Source organism: Cronobacter sp. 153480017-3, assembly GCF_053627815.1.
Genome location: NZ_JBSEYN010000001.1, coordinates 249,033 through 267,123, shown reverse-complemented (window position 1 = coordinate 267,123; position 18,091 = coordinate 249,033). Strand labels below are relative to the sequence as shown.

Genomic DNA, 18,091 nt, shown 5'->3' with positions numbered 1-18,091 from the left:
TGTCAGTCAAAAATCGTCAGGTTACTGGCCGCTCTGCATCGCCTGCTTCAGTGCACGGCGTGCGGCGAGCCGCAGGCGGATAAGCCGCCAGAAAATCCACAACAGCGTCGAGGCGGCGATGGCCGCCGTCAGCAGACAGGTATCGTTATAGGCCAGAATATTGGCCTCGGTTGTCGCCACGCTCTGCAACTGCTGCACCGCCTGGGTGTTTAACAGCGTCGGGTCGTTAAGCAGGTTGCTCCAGATCTGGCTGTACTGCGCTATCCGCTCGTTCACCAGCGGGCTGAGCGAGGAGAGCTGGTCGGCCAGCAGGCTGGAGTGATATTTCTCTCGCCAGGTCTGAAAGGTGCCGAGCAGCGCCGAGCCGATAAGCCCGCCCAGGTTCTGGCTCATGCCGAACAGCACGGAGAAGCTCACCAGGTTGCGCGGATCGGCGATAACACCACCAATGCCCGCGAGCATCGCCGGTGCCAGGAAAAAGGCGCTGCCGAAGCCGAGCAAAAACTGGCTTATCAGCATCTGGTCGGCGCGGGTCTGGCTGGTGGCCTGGCTGTCCATCAGCGAGGCGACAATCATCAGCGCCAGCGAGACCATAATCGGCCAGACGGTTTTCTGCGGATTGATAGTGAGCGCGCTGGTGACGATGCCGCAAATGACACCTGCCAGGATCGCCAGCGCCAGGTTAGTCATCTGTTCATTCTGCAAACCGATGTACTGCAACCAGCCGATAGCGCCGGTGTTCTGCTCCGCCAGCACGATGCGGATCAGCACCATAATCAGCCCGAGGCGCACAATACTGCCGCTGGAGAGCCAGCGGGTGTTCAGCAGCGGATTCGTGCGGTTATGCTCGAACGTGATAGCGGCGACGATAAGCACCAGCGACGCGCCAAGCGCCCAGCCTATCCACGGCGCTTCAAACCACCAGTCGAGCCGTCCGAGCGACAGCGCGCCGCAGAGCAGCGCCATGCCGGGCGCCATCAGCAGAAACGTAATAAAATCTTTTTTCTCAAACACTTTGCGCCGATCGCCCGGCGGCAGTTTTAACGCAATCACACAGGCGAGCGAAATCATCGCCAGCCCCAGTTCGAACAGATACAGACCGCGCCACTCTTCAAGTTGCAGCAGCTCGGTGGAGAAGAGGCGAGCGATGGGGATCGCGAGCTGCGAGCCGGTAATGCCGATGGTGAGCGCCTTCAGGCGATGCTTCGCGGGCCAGGCCTGGATCTGGTAATAAATGCCGAGCGAACTCAGCGCCGCGCCCACCATGCCGTGCGCGGCACGCACCATGAGGGCGGTGTTGAGATCGTTAACGAACAGATGGAAAAACGTCACCAGCACATAGAGCACCAGAAACCCTTCGGTAAAAGCGCGCAGCCCGTACTGCTGGCGAAATTTCACCAGCAGCAGGTTGATAGAAACGTTGGTCATAACGTAAACCGCGGGCAGCCAGGCGATTTCCGTCGACCAGGCGGCGAAGGTGCCCTGTAAATTTTGCAGGTTCGCCGTGACCATCGCGTTACCGAGCGCGCCGGTAAGACACACCAGCAGCCCGACGATGCCATAGGCGATGCGCTTCCAGGGCGCATGGTGCGGCGTCGACGGCGAGCCGAGCAGCATCGGTTTTTCATGGGGCGCCCACTCGCGTGGCGCATAAGGGTCGTGTTTCACCGATCGCATTACTGTTTTTCAATTTCCTGCAACAAACGGTCCAGTACGCGACGCGTGACGGCCAGTTCTTCCGGGGGAATGGTGGAAAGGATAGTCTCCCTGAGGCTATCTGCCTCGACTTTCACCTTTTCAAACAGCGCCTGGCCTTGTGGTGTGGCGACCAGCAGCCGCTTGCGGCGATCGCCAGGCGGCGTCACGCGCTCAATGAGTTGCTGTTCCACCAGGCGATTCAGCAATGGCACCAGCGTCGCGCTCTCCACGCCGAGCTGTTGTGCCAGCTCACCCTGCGACAGCGGCGTTTCATGCCGCGCAATCGCGGCGACGGCCACCCAGCTTGCCTGGCTCATGCCAAGCCCTTTCAGCCGCCGATCCATCGCGAGACGCCAGTGGTGGGCGGTCATCCACAGCAAATGTGAGAAAGTCAGGTCACGCGTATCCACGGCGGTTATCCAATCGTTAGTGCTCTAACTATTCTAGAGCGCGCCATTTTGATAATTCAAGTGAAGGTAAATTAATCTTTAAAAAATATTGTGAATGTATTGCGGCGGGTTGTCTGAATTGCAGCCACACCCATTGCCGCTGCGCTATGCTCTGATGCGGCCTGACGCCGCATGAATGAGAGGGAAAGATGCCTGATTACCTGATTGAACCGAGCGACCCGACGCACCCTGACGCTATCGTTTTGCTGGCGGCGCTCTCTGAAACGCTGGCCGCGCTGACTGGCAGCTCGGGCAGGCAGTCGTTTAATAATGACGATGTGCGCGCTGAGGGGGCCACCTTTTTACTGGCGCGCAACGCCAGCGGCACGGCCATCGGCTGTGTGGCCTGTCGGCCTCTGAAGCCGGGCATCGCCGAAATCAAACGCCTGTTCGCACTGCCGGATAACCCCGGCGCGGGCAGCCAGTTATTAAGCGCGGCGGAGCGCTTCGCGCGCGACGCTGGTTACGATCAGGCGTGGCTTGAGACGCGGCGCACCAATCCGCGCGCGGTAGAGTTTTACCTGCGCCGCGGTTACGAGATTATCGACAACTACGGGCGCTACGTCGGGCAGCAGGATGCGGTCTGCTTCGCAAAACCACTTCAGGAAGAAGGCGAAGATGATGCTCAGCGGGCTTAATCATCTGACGCTCGCCGTGCACGATGTGGCGCAAAGCCTGGCGTTTTACCACTCGCTGCTGGGGCTGCGGCTGCATGCGCGCTGGGACGGCGGGGCGTATCTCTCCTGCGGCGATCTCTGGCTCTGTCTGTCGCAGGATGACAGCGCCGGGCAGCCTGCGGCGGACTACACGCATTATGCCTTTACCGTGAGCGAGACGGATTTCCCGTTAATGGTGGATAAACTCACCGCCGCGGGCGTGAAAACCTGGAAAACCAACCGCAGCGAGGGCGACTCCTGGTATTTCCTCGACCCGGACGGGCATCAGCTCGAACTGCACGTTGGCAGTCTCGCCACCCGGCTCGCCGCCTGCCGTGCCGAGCCCTATAAGGGGATGCGGTTTTATGATTAATCACCGCGTGTTTTCTATCACGTGCACGATAAGCGGTGCGGTGATTGTCCGGCATATCGCAGATTAGGAGCTCTCCGGTAGGGGAGCCGAACGCCAGTCGGTACGCTGGATGCTGGCTTTGACTATGGAGGTGACCATGAACATGATGCCTTTTCCTTTGCTGTCGGAAGGCACGCTGCAGCGTGTTAACCTCATCGGCGCGTGGCTCGCCCGGAACGATTTTGCCGCCGCTCCTGCTGCCGGGGATGCTGAGCTGATTGTGCTGGCGGGTAACGCCGTTCTGCCCACCGTGGACGCCGCTGCGCGTCTGGCTAAAGAGAGCGGGCTGCCGCTGCTGATAACCGGCGGGCTGGGTCACTCGACCACGTTCCTCTATGCCGCCGTGGCGCAGCATCCACGCTACAACCATCTGCGCACCACCGGCCTTACGGAGGCGGGAATACTCGCCCGTATCGCCCGCGAGTTTCACGAGGTGCCGGAAGAGCAGATTATTGTTGAAGAAAAATCCACCAACTGTGGCGAGAACGCCCGTTTTACCCGCGAGCTGCTGGATGCGCGCGGTGAACTGCCTGCGCGTGCGGTGCTGATTCAGGACCCGACCATGCAGCGCCGCACCCACGCCACGTTTACCCGCGCCTGGCGCGACGCGCCGACCTCGCCGGAGTGGTTGAGTTACCCCGGCATTCAGCCGGTGCTGGAAAATGGTGCCAGGGCGGTGCAGTTCCGCGAGCCGTCGGAAGGGCTCTGGCCGGTAGAGCGGTATCTGTCGCTGGTGCTGGGGGAGATCCCGCGCCTGCGTAACGACGCAGACGGCTACGGCCCGGCGGGCCGTGATTTCATTGACGAAGTGGTGATACCGCCTGAGGTGCTGAACGCCTGGCAGGCGCTGCACGAGGAGCCGCAGCTCACCAGCTTTCTGCGTCATCGTTCACTCGCCTGACGGCCGACTGCCCGTTTGCGCGATTTATGGCGCAAACGGGCAGCGGCGTGTTGAATAATTGTTATCTCCCGGCGGGATCTCCGCCGTTTTTCCCGACCTGATTCACATTTTCAGCCAAAACGCTTCGTATACGCATTTGCTGCTCGTAATTTTTTAACAATTAATTCACCTGTTAAAAACCAATGCGACAGCAGGAGCATGCGATGACAGCACCCGTACAACATCCGATGTATATCGACGGTCAGTTCGTTCAGTGGCAGGGCGAGGCGTGGATCGATGTCGTGAATCCCGCCACAGAGGCGCTGATTTCCCGTATCCCGGACGGAACGGCAGAGGACGCGGGCCGCGCCATTGACGCCGCCGCCCGCGCGCAGGCGGGCTGGGAGGCGCTGCCCGCCATCGAGCGCGCCGGATGGCTGCGTAAAATCGCCGCCGGCATCCGCGAAAAGGCGGCGGAAATCAGCGCGCTGATTGTGGCGGAAGGCGGCAAAACGCAGCAGCTCGCGAGCGTTGAAGTCAGCTTCACGGCGGATTACATCGACTATATGGCCGAATGGGCGCGCCGTTATGAAGGCGAAATCCTGCAAAGCGACCGGCCGGGTGAAAACATTCTGGTGTTTAAGCGCGCGCTCGGTGTTACCACCGGCATTCTGCCGTGGAATTTTCCGTTCTTCCTGATCGCCCGCAAAATGGCCCCTGCGCTGATCACCGGCAACACCATTGTGATAAAACCGAGCGAATTCACGCCGAATAACGCCATCGCGTTTGCGCAGATTGTTCATGACGTGGGCCTGCCGGCGGGCGTGTTTAACCTGGTCCTGGGGCGCGGCGAAACCGTCGGGCAGGAGCTGGCCGGTAACCCGAAAGTGGCGCTGGTGAGCATGACCGGCAGCGTCGGCGCGGGTGAGAAAATCATGATGGCGGCTGCGAAAAACATCACCAAAGTCTGCCTTGAGCTTGGCGGCAAAGCGCCTGCTATCGTGATGGACGATGCTAATGTGTCGCTTGCGGTAAAAGCGATTGTTGATTCGCGCGTGATTAACTCCGGTCAGGTCTGTAACTGCGCCGAGCGCGTTTATGTGCAAAAGGGCATTTATGACCGTTTTGTCAGCGCGCTTGGCGAGGCGCTGAGCGCGGTGACATTTGGCGATCCGGCAGCGCGTGATGATATCGCGATGGGGCCGCTGATTAACGCGGCTGCGCTGGCGCGCGTGAAAGAAAAAGTGGCGCGCGCGGTCAGCGAGGGCGCGACGGTGGCGCTCGGCGGCAAGGCGGTGGAGGGCAAAGGCTTTTTTTACCCGCCGACGCTGCTGGTAGATGTGCGCCAGGAGATGAGCATCATGCATGAAGAGACGTTCGGCCCGGTGCTGCCGGTCGTCACGTTCGATACGCTGGAAGAGGCCATTGCGATGGCGAATGACAGCGAATATGGCCTGACGTCGTCGATTTACACGCAGTCGCTCGCCACCGCGATGAAAGCGATTAACGGGCTGAAGTTTGGCGAAACTTACATCAACCGTGAAAACTTCGAAGCGATGCAGGGGTTCCACGCGGGCTGGCGTAAATCCGGGATCGGCGGGGCGGATGGCAAACACGGGCTGCATGAATATCTGCAAACCCAGGTTGTCTATCTGCAAAGCTAACCGTTTCAGGGCCGCCTGCGGGCGGCCCGCTGCGTCAGAGCTTGCTTTCAATCCAGTTCATCAGCAGCGCTGGCCAGATGTGCGCGGGCAGCCCCAGGGCATCGCGAATGCCAAACCCGTGTTGCCCCTGTTCAAAAAGATGCATCTCCACCGGCACGCCCTGCGCGTGTAGCGCGTTAAACATCAGCAGGCTGTTTTCCACTTTCACCGCCGGGTCATCCACCGCGTGCAGTAAAAACGCGGGCGGGGTGTTGCGGGTGATCGCTTTTTCCGGCGAATAGCGGTGGATGGCGTGGTCATCGGGCTGTGTGCCGATAAGCGCTTCACGCGAGCCGGGGTGCGCCACCGGTTCCTCCATCGTCATCACCGGATAGACCAGCCCCATAAACGCCGGGCGGGCGCTGAACGCGTCGGTTTCATCCAGCGGCGCGTAGACCGCGTCGTTCCAGCGCGTGCCGAGGCTTGCGGCAGCATGACCGCCTGCGGAAAAGCCCAGCACGCCGAGTTTATCCGGGTCGAGTTGCCAGCGTGACGCCTGGGCGCGGATAAGCCGCATGGCGCGCTGGAGATCGGCGAGCGGAGCGTCGGCACCTTCGGCGTGGCCGTCGGCGGGCAGGCGATAGGTCATCACAAACAGCGTATAGCCGCGGTCGTTAAACGCGGGTGCCAGCGCGCTGCCTTCTTTGTCGAGCACCACGCGGCGGTACGAGCCGCCGGGCGTCACCAGAATGCCGGTGCCGTTGGGATGTTCCGGCGCGTAAACCACAATACGCGGCGCGCGCACGCCGGTGACGGAACGGTCAAGCTCGCTGTCGCCGGTCAGGCGTTCCTCAAGGGTGAACACCGCCCGGCTCTGGCGCGCGCCCGGCGCGTCGCCCTGTGGCCAGACGGATATTTCGTGGCTGCGCGCGACCGCTTCGCGCATACGGGTTAACAGAACCTCGTGGGCATTCATATGCTCTCCTTTAATATGCGGTGGCGGCATGAAAACTAATGAATATTTAATCTTCAGCCGTTATCCTGGTGTTTTCGTTGCGTTTAATCAGGATAGTCTTATGCGCAGTAAATACACGTCATTGCAAATCACGCTTCACTGGCTGGTGTTTGTTCTGGTGGTTATGGCTTATGCGGCGATGGAGCTGCGCGGGCTGGTGCCGCGTCCTGTCGGGCGGCTCTTTATCTGGACGCACTTTAGCTGCGGCATCGCGATTCTGGTGCTGATGGTCACACGCCTGCTGGTGCGCATTAAATATCCCGCGCCGCCCATCGTGCCGAAACCGCGGGCGATGTATAGCGGGCTTTCCCATCTGGTGCATCTGGTCATCTACCTGATGTTTATCGGCCTGCCGCTGCTCGGGATCGTTGCCAAATATTATGGCGGCAGCCCGTGGTTTGCGTTTGGCATCAGCATGCCGGTGGCCGCCGAGCCGGATGAAGATCTCGAAATGCAGTTGCGCGCCATTCACGCGTTTATCGCGAATCTCAGCTACTTTGTCATAGGGCTTCATGCCGCGGCGGCGCTGGCGCATCACTACTTCTGGAAAGACAACACGCTGCTGCGCATGATGCCGGGCAAGCGCGATTAACCTGCTTTGAAGTGTGATCCGGGTGGCTTTTTATGCCGGGCTGCGTGGCTTAGCTCACAATTTAAGCAGCGCGACGTGGGCGGTCTGGCGACGGCGGCTTATAGATCTATATCTATTATAGAAACACTTGCGCCCTATCAGCGCACCAGCCGGGAGAGTCAGCATGACGCAGTCAGTGCAACGTGAAGCGACAGGAGTGGAAGTGGACGAACAGGCGCAACTGGCGCGTAAACTGCGAAAGGTGCTGCTGGCGACGGGCGTGGGGCATTTTGTCGAGTGGTTCGATTTTGGGCTTTACGGCACGCTGGCGGCCATTATCGGGATGCAGTTTTTCCAGACCGGCGACCCGGCGGCGGCGCTGCTCTCGTCCTTCGCGGTATTTGGCGCAGGGTTTATCATGCGACCGCTCGGCGGGCTTTATTTTGGCTCGCTTGGCGACCGCATTGGCCGCAAGCGCGTGCTGGCGACGGTCATTCTGCTCACCTCCGGCGCCACCTTCATTATGGGCCTCTTGCCGACGTATCATCAGATTGGCCTGCTGGCGCCCGCGCTGCTGGTGCTGACTCGCCTGGTGCAGGGCTTTGCGGCGGGCGGTGAGACGTCCGGCGCGACCACGTTTCTCGCGGAGTACGCGCCGGTGGATAAACGCGGGTACTTCACCTGCTGGATCGATAACTTCGGTTTTATGGCGTTTGTGGCGGGCTCCGGGCTGGTATTTTTACTGACCGCCAGTCTTGGCGAAACCGCGATGAACGACTGGGGCTGGCGCATTCCGTTTTTGATCGCCGGGCCGCTCGGCTGGGTAGGGCTTTACCTGCGAACACACCTTGAAGACACGCCGGAATTCCAGGCGGCGGCCAAAGCAGGCACCACAAAGGCCGCGCCGCTGCGCAGTACGCTTAAAAGCGCCCGCGGCGCGCTGCTGTTTTGCGTCGGGTTTGTGGTTATCAAAGCGGTCGGCCACTGGATGCTGCAAACCTTTATGCCGGGCTACCTGATAACGCAGATGCACTTCAGCAAGCTCGACGCTTACGCCATTACGACCATCGGACTGTTCGGCATCGCGGTGCTGGTGCCGTTTATGGGCTGGCTCTCCGACCGCTATGGACGCCGGCCCCTGATGCTCGCAGGCTGCGGCGGATTTATTCTCTTTACCTACCCGGCGCTGATGGTGATGGCGAACGGCGATATGCTCTCCGCGGTGCTCGCGATGCTGCTGCTGGGCGCGTTTATCGCCGCCTTTGACGGCGCGTGCAGCGCAGCGATGGCCGAACTGTTCCCGACCAGCGTGCGCTACGGCGGGCTGTCGGTCGCCTATAACCTGTCGGTGGCCTTTTTCGGCGGCATCACGCCGTGGTTCTCGGCGTTTCTCATCGCTTCCACCGGAAATCTTTTCTCACCTGCGTTTTATGTCATGGGCGCGGCGCTGATCACCTTTATTACCGTGATGCGCGCTCGCGAAACCGCCGGGCTGCCGCTGCGCCGCTAAACCTCTACGCTTCGGCCGGGTTTATTCCCGAAACACCGGGAGATCCACCGGCCAGGCGTTGCGCAGGCTCAAAAGCTGGCAGTGGACGAATCTCGCTTCACGCTGATACCAGAAGCCGAAAGACTGCGTCATCTGGTCATACACCATGCTGTCCAGATTCGCGAACGAGAAAATCACTAAACTTCCCCGCTGCGTGCGTCCGCCGCCGGTTTCAAAATGATCGCGGCCCCACGCCTCCTGCGTATGTTCATAGCGATGCAGTATCACTTCAATGGTCTCCCTGCCGGGGCAGCGCAGCATCAGCACACTGTTGTCAAACGCGAAGGGGTAAACGGATGGGGGGAAGATTGCGAGTAAAGCCACTAACAATAATTTTTTCATACCACTCCTGTCCTCTACAGGGCGGCAGTTATGTCATCCTGCAAAGGTGTTGGTATTGAGATATATCATGCTGTTAGTTTGGTTGAGGGTTATATATACAACTGGTGAATGATTTTTAGGCAGATAAATAGTTGATGAATTTACTGGTGATAAAAAGAACTTTGCTATCATTAATTTCGTCTTACCAAGTCATAGAGATTCACAGCTAAAGAATCGTGTCTGTGTAGGATAAGTAAAATACAGCAGAGAAACTAGACTCGTAAATACAAGATCTATTTCACAAACGGCACTTTCCATTTTAAATAAAATCTTATGGCTATGTAAGTCTATAAACAATGCAGGAGGTTTTATATGGATAACTATCACATCACAAAAGAGGGTGATAAGTGGAAATTACAAAAAGAAGGTAATACGAAGCCGAGCAAGACGGCAGGCACTAAGGCTGATCTGATTAGACAGACCCAGGATTTTATGGCTGATAAAAAAGCGTCAGTCAAAATTCACACATCAGATGGCAGGATCCAGGAAGAAAGAACTTATCACAGGAAAGATGATCCAAAAAAATCGAAAGGATAGGGTAAAAATAGCCGCTTTACTCGCGGCTATATTCATTAAAAAACGAATGCGTCCAAATTTTGCTTTTTATTGATATGCAAATTTATCTATTGCGTGTCTCAGGTCTTGCTGTTTTAAAATATCATCAACTTATTCGCGTTTCATAAGGCGAAACAGGAGATAAAGCATAAGTGAACTGATCACTATAGCAGTGCAGGTAAAAACATATAAGATAAAGTCCATTACGCTTTCATCGCCGTAATACCCCATATGCTCTGCAAAGGCATATTGAAGTGTTGCTGGTATGAAAAAGTAGAGGGTCTTCACCGTGACAATGAAGATAATGAACCATGTAAATATCATTAATAAATATTTCATTAGTAAACCTGTATAACGCCATGCGCTATTAAATAATTTCCTACGTATTTCCCGCTTGTTCGGAGAATAGCTCTGGCAAGTATATCAAAATCCTGCTGACTATAAAGCGTGATGCATCCTTTACTTAACCCACTTGGACCAATCGGATGGAGACGGAACATTCCCCTAAGTACACCATTGATAAGTGTACTGTCATCAATTTTCCCATCGTCGCGATACAAAGCAAACCAGGTGCTGCGATCCGAGCCAGTAAAAAAAGCATTTGCATCATCCCTGAATCGGGCAAAGGTACCGCCCCTACCACGTAAAATAATGTAGTAACGCCCACACGGTAAGGGGCCAATATCTTTTAGCTCCGTTTTAGTTGGGTTATTAGTAGCAGAACTATTACCAGAAAAAGCTGAGAAAAAACCGACACCCGGACATGAAAGCGTGCCAATACTTTTCCCATTAAGATGGAAAGTACACCGTAGTAGATCCATTACCATCACTCCATGTGAATGTTATCGCTAAAATTTTTAACTCTTAAATGTAAGGTTGTTTTTAACAAATGTTTGGTGCATTAACGGCGATTGTTAAGTCATATAAAGATATAAAGATTGAAAAGGCATAAAAATCCTGAAAGTAGAGGAAAAATAAAATGCCGGTTTTAACGCCTGTACTTTTGATTAATTGTGCTATAAGTTTTATAGAATCAATAAATTGAATTGTATTTGTTGTATTTATTCACCGGCTCAATTACCTGTTCGCGTATTTATCCAAAGCCGTTTGCCTTCTGGCCAAAACTTTTCGCCTGAGAATGATCATTTGCAGAGATAGATGCTCTTCTATACCATACCCATTCTATATGAGTGGTCATTTAAGTCATTGATATTATTGTTTTATTTTGTTTTTTTTGTTTTCAGAGAAATATTGGGGCAAGTGTGATAATTCTACTCGCCCATGGGAAAGAGTTCTGTGCTGAAAGCTAACAAGGCTCAATTATTACACAATTCTTGTTTTAGAGTTAGAACGATATTTTATTCCGTTAATTGCAGATATATATATATCTGAATCAAGGAAGCTAAGTAACATTTTTATCTCTTTTTTGTTGTTTGGAAGTTTTATTTTATTTTCACCCTCAAGCTGTATTATATCTAATGGGTGGTTTAGCTCACTTGCAGCCTCTTGAAGAGTTTCTATTGTATGCTCTTTCAAAACACCAGACATATTGAGTAACGTAACTTTTCTACGAATTACGGTGTCGTCAAAGTCTGAAAGTTTAAAACCATCTTCACAATGGAAAACATCACTTTCTTGAAATGATTTTAGTTCACCATCAGTAGCTTCACGATAGTATTTGTCCATATTAAAAATACGTCTTAAGTTATTGAAATTTCTAAATAATAAAGTGTTTTTTTCTATTATGGCTGTTAATTTAGAACCTATAGTTAAGCCATTGTGCTCGGGGGAGGCAAAAGTTTTAGTATTATCAAAGAAAAAAAAGCTATTTGTCGTGGTTATTACTTGCCCTTTGTCAAATTTTTGTATGTAGATATGTTGCCCATTAGAGGAACCAGTGAAAAGAGCCTTAATTTTATCAAGACCAATATCATTAATATCTAATGCAGAAATGCCCTTTGGCGAGATTAAAGCTTCTGATAAAGGTGTGTGTTGATCAAAACCAGTCAACCTATAGTGTTCATTTTTTTCAAGCTTGTAATCAGCAGAATAATCCATAGAATTCGGACATGTTTCATGGAAAGCTGTTATCATATCCGTGAAAAGTTTGTTTACTTTCCCAGATGTCTTTTTCTCTAATGAAATTTTCACCACATCTGGTGTAATGTCATCTTCGGTTAGAGCAAATAATTCCATAATTAGACCTTCATGAATGTATGATCAGTAAGTTGGACGACTTTTAGTCCTTTCACATTACCTTTCTGTAATGCCTTTTTAGATATCAAAACGAAGGAAACATTTGTATCATCCTCTGCTTCATAAAACTTATAGCCCAGGAATGACATTATAGGATTAAAAGAGTAGCTGCCTGAAAACCCAATATATACGAAAAGACTAATGTAAAAAAAGACGGCCAGCCAAATATTTTCTATTAACTTGTCGTCAGTAATCAAGGGAAATAAATATGCTAAAAAATAATTGGTGATCTCCTTATTAGCAGGGGTTAAGGAAGTTAAATTAACATGGGTTTCGCTTACTGCTTTTCTGACAATACGCAAAGTTAACCAACACAAAAAGAAGCTTAATAAAGCTAGACTTAAGCTGAAGATAGAATATAACTGGTTGCCATTTAGCCATGCAACAAATGAAAGCGTAATGCACACTGGGGCAACAGCGCTGGCTGTAAGTATATATTTCGCTATGAAGCTCAGCATAGAACCCTCCATATACTGTTGATATATACAGTGTACGCATTTTCCTTTCGATAATTAACCATGACTTTAATGTGGTTAAGGTGTAACACAGATACTGCCTTGAAATCAATGGATTATAATTTTCAACTGTCTGCCTTACAGTCATAAAGTGAGGAAAAAAAGTGCTGAAGTCTAAAAAATTTTACTGAATGTCGGGAAAATAATCTTGCTATGTCACGTTACTTCTAGATTCGTAGTAGTAAAATGAATACAATACCCCCCTATAGTATCCATGAGGCGAAAACCATGCCGCATTCTCCTGAAGACAAAAAACGCATTCTTACCCGCGTACGCCGCATTCGCGGGCAGGCGGAGGCGCTGGAGCGCGCGCTGGAAGCGGGTGAACCCTGTCTCCACATCCTCCAGCAAATCGCCGCCGTGCGCGGCGCCGCCAACGGCCTGATGGGCGAAATGGTGGAAATTCACTTAAAAGATGAGCTGGTCAGCGGCGACACCACGCCGGAGCAGCGCGCGCAGCGGATGGCGGAAATCGGCCAGCTTTTGCGTGCTTATCTAAAATAACTACGACGACTCACTACAACGGAAGGACATTATGAAATCACGTGCAGCAGTCGCATTTGGCCCTGGCAAACCGCTGGAAATCGTTGAGATTGACGTCGCGCCGCCGAAAAAGGGCGAAGTGCTGGTCAAAATTACCCACACCGGCGTGTGCCACACCGATGCGTTCACGCTCTCCGGCGACGATCCGGAAGGCGTCTTCCCGGCGGTGCTCGGCCATGAAGGCGGCGGCGTGGTCGTGGAAGTGGGCGAGGGCGTTACCAGCCTGAAGCCGGGCGACCATGTGATCCCGCTTTATACCGCCGAATGCGGCGAGTGTAAGTTCTGTAAATCCGGTAAAACCAACCTTTGCCAGGCCGTGCGCGCCACCCAGGGCAAAGGCCTGATGCCGGATGGCACCACCCGTTTCTCATATAACGGCGAGCCGGTTTATCACTATATGGGCACCAGCACCTTCAGCGAATACACCGTTTGCGCTGAGATTTCACTGGCGAAAGTAAACCCGCAGGCGCCACTCGATAAAGTCTGCCTGCTGGGCTGCGGCGTCACCACCGGTATCGGCGCGGTGCATAACACCGCTAAAGTCAAAGAGGGCGATACGGTTGCCGTGTTCGGTCTCGGCGGTATTGGCCTTGCGGTAATCCAGGGCGCGGTACAGGCGAAGGCCGGGCGCATTCTGGCCATCGACACCAACCCGGAGAAATTCAAGCTGGCGGGCGAAATGGGCGCGACCGATTTCGTTAACCCGAAGGATTACGACAAGCCGATTCAGGACGTTATCGTTGAGATGACCGACGGCGGCGTCGATTTCAGCTTCGAGTGCATCGGCAACGTCAACGTGATGCGCGCGGCGCTGGAATGCTGCCATAAAGGCTGGGGTGAAAGCGTTATCATCGGCGTGGCGGGCGCAGGCCAGGAGATCAAAACGCGTCCGTTCCAGCTGGTGACAGGCCGCGTCTGGCGCGGTTCGGCGTTCGGCGGCGTGAAAGGGCGCACCCAGCTGCCGGGCATGGTGGAAGACGCGATGGCGGGCAAGATTCGCCTCGATCCTTTCATCACCCACCGCCTGCCGCTTGAGAAAATCAACGAGGCGTTTGACCTGATGCACGAAGGCAAATCGATTCGTACCGTTATCCACTTCGGCGACAAATAACCTTATCTGCCAGCGGTTTAGCGACCGCTGGCCTCTTCACTTCCCCCGGTTTTAGCCCCTCTTTTCGAATCTGTGAGCCAGGTATCGCTTTTAAGGGTAAGCGTTTACGCCATTCTGCCGATGTCCTAAAGGCAAGACTCTATATTGCATCTTACCCAAAGGGAAATCGTGGCCATGAATAAAACAACAACCCGTGATGCCGGGGCGCTCAGCTTCTGGCATCACATTCGGCTTGTCCCGCTGTTCTCCGTCATCCTGGGAGGGATTCTGGTGTTGTTCGCGCTTTGCGGCGGGCTGGCTGGATACTTCCTTATGCAGGGCGACAGCGCGCTCAACAACGTAACGCAGGAAATACAGATCCGCAGTGGGCTTGCGGACAGCGCCAACCAGCTTCGCACCGCGCGTATCAACATGATCCACGCCGGTGCGGCCAGCCGTGTCGCGGAGATGGACGCGATGAAACGCAACATCGCCGATGCGGAAAAAGCGATAGCGCAGGCCAACGTTGGCTTTAAACAGTATATGGATCGCGAGACGCACGCGGATTCAGAAGCGGCGCTCGACAGCGAGCTGAAAGCCCGTTACGACGCCTACATCAGCGGCCTTGCGCCGATGCTGAAATATGCCAAAAACGGCATGTTCGAAGCGATTATCGAACATGAAAACGAAACCGCCCGCAAGCTTGACGACGACTACAACCAGGTGCTGGCGAAAGCGCTGGCGAGCCGCACCGAGCGCGTTGAGCAACTGCGCAGTGACGCCAGCAGCCGCACCCATTTCAGCCTGATGGTGATGGTCGCCGCGTTTATTGTTGCGCTGGTGATGTCGCTGCTCACCTTCGTGGTCCTGCGTCGCGTGGTTATCGTTCCGCTGCAACATGCGGCGACGCGCATTGAAACCATCGCCAGCGGCGATCTGACGCTGCCGGAAGAGGCGACAGGGCGCAGTGAAATCGGCCGCCTGAGCCAGCACCTGCAAATGATGCAGCGATCGCTGGTGAAAACCGTCAGCGCCGTGCGCGAAGGCGCGCAGGCGATTTACCAGGGCACCAGCGAAATCTCTGCGGGCAACACCGATCTCTCTTCACGCACCGAACAGCAGGCCGCCGCGCTGGAGCAGACTGCCGCCAGCATGGAACAGCTGACCGCCACCGTGAAACAGAACGCCGATAACGCCCACCACGCCAGCAAACTGGCGCAGGACGCCTCCGGTAAAGCCACCACCGGCGGGCAGATCGTCTCCGGTGTCGTCACCACGATGGGCAATATCTCCAGCAGCTCGAAGAAAATCTCTGAAATCACGGCGGTGATTAACAGCATCGCCTTCCAGACCAACATCCTCGCGCTTAACGCCGCGGTGGAAGCGGCGCGCGCGGGCGAACAGGGCCGCGGCTTCGCGGTCGTCGCCAGTGAAGTGCGCACGCTGGCGAGCCGCAGCGCCCAGGCGGCGAAAGAGATTGAAGGGCTTATCAGCGAATCGGTAGCGCTCATCGATCGCGGCTCCAGCGAAGTGGTTAACGCGGGCGATACCATGAAGGGCATCGTCGAGGCGGTGAAACGTCTGACCGACATCATGCTGGAGATCGCGGCGGCGTCGGATGAACAGCGCCAGGGCATTGAGCAGGTGGCGCAGGCCATCGCCGAAATGGACAACGTGACGCAGCAGAACGCCTCGCTGGTAGAAGAGGCGTCGGCCGCGGCGGTATCGCTCGAAGAGCAGGCCGGACGTCTCACCCAGGCCGTCGGCGCGTTCCGCTTAAGTGGCGCTTCAGCCGCGCGTAAAAACGAGCCGCAACCGCCTGCCGCACAGCCGCTGGCGCCGGTTGTACCGCGCGCGGCGCTCGCCCAAAGCGAGCACTGGGAAACCTTCTGATCTATCAAGGGCAGCGCAGTCTGCCCGTCGCCATACTCTTAGCCTGACCTTTGCCGCTCCCGTGAGCGGCTTTTTTTTTGCGCACCGTTTTCGGATTATGCTGTATCACTTTTCGCGTTTGCCGCCTGGCTTATTTCCGCATTCCTTGTCCATGCTTAAAGGGCTTTACTTTTGACAACCCTATGGAGGCAAGAGATGCAGATCAAAACCGCTCAGGATCTTTTTGTACATTTACTTTCAGACACCTATAGCGCAGAGAAACAGCTGACCCGCGCTCTGCCGAAGCTTGCACGCGCGGCTTCTGATGAAAAGCTGGCCGCGGCATTCCGCGCTCATCTCGAGGAAACCCGGGGCCAGATTGAACGCATCGATCAGGTGGTAGAAAGCGTGCCTGAGCTCAAACTGCGCCGCATCAAATGCGTGGCGATGGAAGGGCTGATTGAAGAAGGCCAGGAAGTGATCGACGAAATTGAGCAGGGCCCGGTGCGTGACGCAGGCCTTATCGCTGCCGCGCAGAAAGTGGAGCACTATGAAATTGCCGCCTACGGCACGCTCTGCACCCTGGCAGAACAGTTGGGCTATAAAGACGCGAAAAAACTGCTGGCAGCCACGCTTGAGGAGGAGAAATCCACCGACGGCAAGCTGACCACCATCGCAGAAACGGCGATTAACGCGAAAGCCTCCAAAGCGGCGTAACCCCCGCTTACCTGCGCTTTACCCTCAAAGCGCGCACGCCCCACCCCCGGCTTACCGGGGGTTTTTTTATGCCTGCGCAAAAAGAAAAGGGCGCCGTAGCGCCCGGAAGAGAGGTTTATTTTTACTGCGTATTGTCATCAAGGAACGGATAGTCGGTATAGCCCGTCGCGCCTTCGGCGTAGATGGTCGCGTCGTTAAGCGGGTTATAAGGCCCGTTTCTGCGAAACCGCTCCACCAGATCGGGGTTTGCGATATAAAGTTTGCCGAACGCCGCCGCGTCCGCTTCGCCGCTCGCAATGACCGCCTCGGCGCTCTCTTTGGTTAACCCTTCGTTGGCAATCCACGCGCCGGTGAATTTATGGCGGATCTGCGGGCCGACGCGGTTGGGCGTGTCCAGCGCCTCACGCGAGAAGATAAACGCCAGACGGCGCGTGTTCAGTTGCTCCAGCACGTAGCCGAACATCGCCACCGGGTTGGAATCGTGCATTGAATAGGAGTTAGACATCAGGTTGAGGTGCACCCCAACGCGGTCGGCGGGCCATTCGGTCAGCAGCGCGTCCACCGTTTCCAGCAGGAAGCGGGCGCGGTTTTCAATGCTGCCGCCGTATTGATCGGTACGCTGGTTGGAGCCGTCATGCAGGAACTGATCGAACAGATAGCCGTTCGCCGCATGAATTTCCACGCCGTCAAAGCCCGCGCGTTTGGCGTTGATCGCCGCCCGGCGGAAATCTTCCACGATGCCCGGAATTTCATGGGTTTCCAGCGCGCGCGGGGTGTCGTAAGGGCGTTTCGGGCGCACCGTCGTCACGTGGCCTTCCGGGGCGATAGCGCTCGGCGCGACAGGTTTTTCACCGTTCAGAAAGACCGGGTCGGAGACGCGGCCCACGTGCCAGAGTTGCAGTACCATCTTGCCGCCCGCCTGGTGCACCGCATCAACGATTTCGCGCCACGCGCTGACCTGTTTTTCCGACCAGATCCCCGGCGTGTTCGGGTAGCCGACGCCCTGCGGCGTCACAGAGGTGGCTTCAGTGAAGATAAGCCCGGCGCTGGCGCGCTGTGTGTAATACGTTTTGACGATTTCGCCCGGCGTGCGGTCATTCACTGCGCGCATGCGCGTCAGCGGCGCCATCACGACGCGGTTTTTTAACTCCAGCGCGCCGATGTTTACCGGTTCTAACAGCGTTGACATAACAGAACTCCCGTCAGGATAAAGGCGTGTCTGTCATTTAAACGATATCACGCGCCGGATGGCAAGCCTCGGGGCTTATTACTTTTCACGCTAACGTATT

The 18,091-nt window shown here is 55.2% G+C and carries 19 protein-coding genes; 11 read left to right on the top strand and 8 right to left on the bottom strand.

Annotation, left to right across the window (positions count from 1 at the left end; translation table 11 throughout):
• Positions 1-21: 21 nt before the first annotated feature.
• Positions 22-1,677, bottom strand: coding sequence for an MFS transporter (locus tag ACUW6V_RS01255; RefSeq protein WP_454037895.1), 1,656 nt, complete (start codon positions 1,675-1,677; stop codon positions 22-24).
• Positions 1,677-2,108, bottom strand: a complete 432-nt coding sequence (locus ACUW6V_RS01250) for a MarR family winged helix-turn-helix transcriptional regulator (protein WP_004388354.1) — start codon at positions 2,106-2,108, stop codon at positions 1,677-1,679. Before ACUW6V_RS01250 ends, ACUW6V_RS01255 begins: the two co-directional genes overlap by 1 nt.
• 188 nt (positions 2,109-2,296) lie before the next feature.
• On the opposite strand from ACUW6V_RS01250, the gene ACUW6V_RS01245 reads away from it, so the two are divergent.
• The 4 genes from ACUW6V_RS01245 (at position 2,297) to aldA (ending at position 5,759) form a co-directional block, all read left to right on the top strand.
• Entirely contained in the window at positions 2,297-2,785 is a 489-nt protein-coding gene (locus ACUW6V_RS01245) for a GNAT family N-acetyltransferase (protein ID WP_105588752.1), read from the top strand.
• A complete protein-coding gene (gene fos, locus ACUW6V_RS01240; RefSeq protein ID WP_454038050.1) occupies positions 2,769-3,176 on the top strand; it encodes a FosA family fosfomycin resistance glutathione transferase in 408 nt (135 codons plus the stop codon). The genes ACUW6V_RS01245 and fos overlap by 17 nt, the downstream gene beginning before the upstream one ends.
• A 136-nt stretch (positions 3,177-3,312) precedes the next feature.
• Positions 3,313-4,116 (top strand): YdcF family protein, encoded by an 804-nt coding sequence (locus tag ACUW6V_RS01235; protein WP_454037894.1) that lies wholly within the window; start codon positions 3,313-3,315, stop codon positions 4,114-4,116.
• A 203-nt stretch (positions 4,117-4,319) separates the two neighbouring features.
• Complete coding sequence (aldA, locus tag ACUW6V_RS01230; RefSeq protein ID WP_454037893.1) at positions 4,320-5,759, top strand: aldehyde dehydrogenase; 1,440 nt, start codon at positions 4,320-4,322, stop codon at positions 5,757-5,759.
• A 34-nt stretch (positions 5,760-5,793) separates the two neighbouring features.
• Here aldA and ACUW6V_RS01225 read toward each other — a convergent pair whose 3' ends face one another.
• Entirely contained in the window at positions 5,794-6,714 is a 921-nt protein-coding gene (locus ACUW6V_RS01225) for an alpha/beta hydrolase (RefSeq protein WP_142969064.1), read from the bottom strand.
• A gap of 100 nt (positions 6,715-6,814) precedes the next feature.
• Here ACUW6V_RS01225 and cybB point away from each other — a divergent pair, with 100 nt between their 5' ends.
• Positions 6,815-7,345: a cytochrome b561 gene (cybB, locus tag ACUW6V_RS01220; protein WP_454037892.1), complete on the top strand. Its 531-nt coding sequence runs from the start codon at positions 6,815-6,817 to the stop codon at positions 7,343-7,345.
• A 163-nt stretch (positions 7,346-7,508) separates the two neighbouring features.
• The gene (locus ACUW6V_RS01215; RefSeq protein ID WP_014728805.1) at positions 7,509-8,834 is read left to right on the top strand and encodes an MFS transporter; all 1,326 of its coding nucleotides are present in this window, start codon (positions 7,509-7,511) and stop codon (positions 8,832-8,834) included.
• 21 nt (positions 8,835-8,855) lie between these two features.
• On the opposite strand, the gene ACUW6V_RS01210 is transcribed toward ACUW6V_RS01215, so the two are convergent.
• A complete protein-coding gene (locus ACUW6V_RS01210; RefSeq protein ID WP_069682190.1) occupies positions 8,856-9,215 on the bottom strand; it encodes a hypothetical protein in 360 nt (119 codons plus the stop codon).
• A gap of 351 nt (positions 9,216-9,566) precedes the next feature.
• Between ACUW6V_RS01210 and ACUW6V_RS01205 the strand changes: the two genes are divergently transcribed.
• Positions 9,567-9,791 carry a DUF2188 domain-containing protein gene (locus ACUW6V_RS01205; RefSeq protein ID WP_029039387.1) on the top strand — a complete coding sequence of 75 codons (225 nt, stop codon included), beginning with the start codon at positions 9,567-9,569 and terminating at the stop codon, positions 9,789-9,791.
• 356 nt (positions 9,792-10,147) lie between these two features.
• Here the strand turns inward: ACUW6V_RS01205 and ACUW6V_RS01200 are convergent, their stop codons facing one another.
• The 3 genes from ACUW6V_RS01200 to ACUW6V_RS01190 form a co-directional block, all read right to left on the bottom strand.
• Positions 10,148-10,630: a DUF2778 domain-containing protein gene (locus ACUW6V_RS01200; RefSeq protein ID WP_097640646.1), complete on the bottom strand. Its 483-nt coding sequence runs from the start codon at positions 10,628-10,630 to the stop codon at positions 10,148-10,150.
• A gap of 502 nt (positions 10,631-11,132) precedes the next feature.
• Positions 11,133-12,005 (bottom strand): Kiwa anti-phage protein KwaB-like domain-containing protein, encoded by an 873-nt coding sequence (locus ACUW6V_RS01195; RefSeq protein WP_312590343.1) that lies wholly within the window; start codon positions 12,003-12,005, stop codon positions 11,133-11,135.
• Positions 12,006-12,007: 2 nt separating this feature from the next.
• Positions 12,008-12,523: a hypothetical protein gene (locus tag ACUW6V_RS01190; RefSeq protein WP_312590342.1), complete on the bottom strand. Its 516-nt coding sequence runs from the start codon at positions 12,521-12,523 to the stop codon at positions 12,008-12,010.
• Positions 12,524-12,808: 285 nt separating this feature from the next.
• On the opposite strand from ACUW6V_RS01190, the gene ACUW6V_RS01185 reads away from it, so the two are divergent.
• The 4 genes from ACUW6V_RS01185 (at position 12,809) to ACUW6V_RS01170 (ending at position 16,802) form a co-directional block, all read left to right on the top strand.
• Positions 12,809-13,084, top strand: coding sequence for a metal/formaldehyde-sensitive transcriptional repressor (locus ACUW6V_RS01185; RefSeq protein WP_004386881.1), 276 nt, complete (start codon positions 12,809-12,811; stop codon positions 13,082-13,084).
• Positions 13,085-13,115: 31 nt separating this feature from the next.
• Positions 13,116-14,234, top strand: coding sequence for an S-(hydroxymethyl)glutathione dehydrogenase/class III alcohol dehydrogenase (locus ACUW6V_RS01180; protein WP_007901873.1), 1,119 nt, complete (start codon positions 13,116-13,118; stop codon positions 14,232-14,234).
• A gap of 174 nt (positions 14,235-14,408) precedes the next feature.
• Positions 14,409-16,106 (top strand): methyl-accepting chemotaxis protein, encoded by a 1,698-nt coding sequence (locus tag ACUW6V_RS01175; RefSeq protein ID WP_038880353.1) that lies wholly within the window; start codon positions 14,409-14,411, stop codon positions 16,104-16,106.
• A 195-nt stretch (positions 16,107-16,301) separates the two neighbouring features.
• Positions 16,302-16,802 (top strand): YciE/YciF ferroxidase family protein, encoded by a 501-nt coding sequence (locus tag ACUW6V_RS01170; RefSeq protein WP_004385277.1) that lies wholly within the window; start codon positions 16,302-16,304, stop codon positions 16,800-16,802.
• 121 nt (positions 16,803-16,923) lie between these two features.
• Here the strand turns inward: ACUW6V_RS01170 and ACUW6V_RS01165 are convergent, their stop codons facing one another.
• Entirely contained in the window at positions 16,924-17,991 is a 1,068-nt protein-coding gene (locus ACUW6V_RS01165) for an alkene reductase (RefSeq protein ID WP_105595934.1), read from the bottom strand.
• Between the last annotated feature and the right edge of the window lie 100 nt (positions 17,992-18,091).